3 protein-coding genes are annotated in these 2587 nt (G+C 62.2%); 2 read left to right on the top strand and 1 reads right to left on the bottom strand.

Features of this window, described 5'->3' with window-relative positions:
* On the top strand, window positions 1–1411 hold a 1411-nt coding region (locus ACKODO_RS10970; RefSeq protein WP_408983472.1), incomplete at its 5' end, for a heavy metal translocating P-type ATPase.
* A gap of 87 nt (window positions 1412–1498) precedes the next feature.
* Here ACKODO_RS10970 and ACKODO_RS10965 read toward each other — a convergent pair.
* Window positions 1499–1768 carry a hypothetical protein gene (locus tag ACKODO_RS10965; protein ID WP_408983471.1) on the bottom strand — a complete coding sequence of 90 codons (270 nt, stop codon included), beginning with the start codon at window positions 1766–1768 and terminating at the stop codon, window positions 1499–1501.
* Between ACKODO_RS10965 and ACKODO_RS10960 the strand changes: the two genes are divergently transcribed.
* The coding region (locus ACKODO_RS10960; protein ID WP_408983470.1) for an extracellular solute-binding protein at window positions 1767–2587 on the top strand (821 nt) is incomplete at its 3' end. The genes ACKODO_RS10965 and ACKODO_RS10960 overlap by 2 nt on opposite strands.

Here is a 2587-nt window from a genome sequence, read left to right as displayed (position 1 = left end):
GGTGGTTTCCGGGCATTCCTATGTCGATCAATCGCGCCTCACGGGTGAATCCATGCCGGCCGCGAAAGATGTTGGTGCGACCGTTTTTGCCGGCTCCATCAACCAGTTGGGCCTTCTGGAGATTGCCACGCGGCAGGTCGGCCCGGATACGAGCTATGGCAGGATCATCCAGGCGGTGGAAGCGGCGGAGCATACGCGCGCGCCGGTGCAGAAGCTGGCCGATCAGCTCGCCGGCTATCTTGTCTATGTCGCGCTTGTCTGTGCTGCGCTGACCTTCCTGATCACGCGCGATATTCGCGACACGATCTCGGTGATCATCGTGGCCGGGGCATGCGGCATCGCGGCGGGCACGCCGCTCGCCATTCTCGGCGGCATCGGAAGAGCCGCGCGACTCGGCTCGATCATCAAGGGCGGCATCCATCTCGAAACCCTCGGCAAGGTCGACACGATTGTCTTCGACAAGACCGGCACGCTGACGATCGGCGAACCCGTGGTGACACGCCTCGATGCAGCGGCGGGAATCGATGAAACCGAATTGCTGCGACTCGCGGCCATCGCAGAGTTCCATTCCGAGCATCCACTCGCGCGCGCCGTCATCCGTGAGGCCGAGGCGCGGGGCATCACTGCGACTGAACCGGATGATTTCCGCTACACCGTGGCGCGCGGCATCAACGCGACCCATGCCGGTCGCATGATCCTCGTGGGCAATCGCAAGCTTCTTGCAGAAGCAGGGGTGGCGGTGCCTGAGGATGGCGGTTCGCAGGAGGGCTCGGAGATTCTCGTTGCCGCCGATGGTCGTTACATGGGCGCGGTCACGGTCGCCGATCCCCTTCGGCCGGAAGCCGCGCATGCAGTCGCGCGGCTCAATGATCTGGGCCTGCGCACGGTGCTGCTCACGGGGGATGTCGCACGCGTTGGCCAGAAGGTGGGCGCGCGGCTGGGCATCGCGGAAGTGAAATCGGACCTGATGCCCGAGGACAAGCACCGCCTCGTGCGCGCCATGACCGCCCGGAAGCGGATCGTCGCGATGATCGGGGATGGTGTCAATGATGCGCCGGCGCTGACGGCCGCCAGTGTTGGCGTCGCCATGGGTTCGGGCACGGATATCGCGCAGGAAAGCGCAGACATCGTGCTGCTCGGCAATGATCTCGAGAAGCTGGTCGAAACGGTTCTGATCGCGCGGCAGACTCGCCGGATCATCTGGCAGAATTTCACCGGCACACTGGTGATCGATGCCGTGGGCATCGCGCTTGCCGCTTTCGGGATGCTCAATCCGCTGATCGCCGCTGCGATCCATGTCGGCTCCGAACTGGCCTTCATCCTCAATTCCGCGCGGCTGCTGGCCTTGAAGGCGCAGCCATCCGCGAAAAAGCCCGAGCAGAAGCAAGATCTCGCGCCCGCCACCTCGTGAGGCCGGCAAGAGCGCGAATATCTTGGACGATCCGTGAGCCGCCCAACCGCAGAAAGTTGGAACGCGGGCAAAGGCGGCATCGCCGGGTCACGGAATCCATGATGTCCCTTTGTGCGACATTGCCGCTTTTCTGCACGCATCTGAAAAAAAGGCCAGCAGAAGCGCGCCTCTATCCTGCATGAAAGTGCATTGATATGCATGAATTACAATTCTTGAAATTAAAAGCCAGAATTCCATATCAGAAGCAGGAATGCTGGCTCGTCGGTCCCCTTTTTCTTCGCTCAAGGTCGTTGGACCATGTTCAGGATGGGGCTCGAACTGCGGCGACGCTGGCAGAACAATCCGGGAGGAATTCATGCTCAACCGCCGTTTGACCCTCAGCCTTGCCGCAACCCTCCTTTTGGCCGCGCCTGCTTTCGCGCAGGCACCATCGGGGCGTTTCATCACAGTGTCCTCGACCACCTCGACCACCGATTCCGGGCTCTTCACGCATCTCCTGCCGATCTTCCAGGCGAAGACGGGCATCGAGGTGCGCGTGGTGAGCCAGGGCACGGGTCAGGCACTCGATACCGGCCGACGCGGCGATGCCGATGTGGTGTTCGTGCATGCCCGCGCGCAGGAGCTGAAATTCGTGGAGGAGGGCTTCGGCGTCGAGCGCAAGCCGTTGATGTACAATGATTTCGTGCTCATCGGCCCCAAGGCTGACCCTGCCGGCATCAAGGGCGGGAAGGATATCGTGGCGGCACTGAAAGCCTTGCAGGCCAAGGGCGCGCTCTTCATCTCGCGTGGCGACAAATCCGGCACGCATTCGGCTGAACTCAACCTCTGGAAGACGGCCGAGATCGATATCGAGAAGGTGAAGGGCCCGTGGTATCGCGAGATCGGGCAGGGCATGGGCGCGGCGCTCAACATGGCCTCGGCCCAGAACGGCTATGTGCTCTCGGATCGCGCGACCTGGCTCAACTTCAAGAACCGGGGTGATCTCGACATCGTGGTCGAGGGCGATCGCCGCCTCTTCAACCAATATGGCGTGATGCTCGTGAACCCCGCGAAGCATCCGCATGTGAAGAAGGCGGATGGCCAGGCCTTCATCGATTGGCTTGTCTCGCCGGAAGGGCAGAAGGCCATCGCGGATTACAAGATCGGCGGGCAATCGCTGTTCTTCCCCAACGCCAC

Origin of the sequence: Rhabdaerophilum sp. (assembly GCF_046092605.1) — a bacterium.
GTDB lineage: Bacteria > Pseudomonadota > Alphaproteobacteria > Rhizobiales > Beijerinckiaceae > Rhabdaerophilum.
The sequence above is the reverse complement of the archived record's forward strand: the minus strand, read 5'-3'. Positions and strand labels throughout refer to the sequence as shown.

Coding starts and splice junctions, on each gene's coding strand:
- ACKODO_RS10965 (WP_408983471.1), bottom strand. CDS start 1,768: ATGAATTCCTCCCGGATTGTTCTGCCAGCGTCGCCGCAGTTCGAGCCC.